General features: G+C 43.3%; 1 protein-coding gene. It reads left to right on the top strand.

From position 1 onward, the window contains the following. On the top strand, nt 1-231 hold a 231-nt coding region (locus tag CWB98_RS23785), incomplete at both ends, for a hypothetical protein (protein ID WP_138547005.1).

Raw genomic sequence — 231 nt, 5'->3', positions numbered from 1 at the left:
AAAATTGGTATGGTGTTAAAGACCGCCAGTCACCAATTTCTAATAGTTTAAATCGCGCTGAGAGTTACTTATTGCTAGCAGGTTTGCTTGGCATTATTTTAGCTGCTGTTGCTATCGCGGTATCGGCAAAACGGTATTGTGAACGTCAGTACGACCCAGTTGCGATGATGAAAACGCTTGGCGGAAGTCGCGCTATGATCCGTAAAATCTATTTACTGCACTTAAGCCTTG

The sequence above is a fragment of the Pseudoalteromonas rubra genome (assembly GCF_005887115.1).
GTDB classification, from domain to species: domain Bacteria; phylum Pseudomonadota; class Gammaproteobacteria; order Enterobacterales; family Alteromonadaceae; genus Pseudoalteromonas; species Pseudoalteromonas rubra_F.
This window is presented reverse-complemented; position numbering and strand designations above follow the sequence as displayed.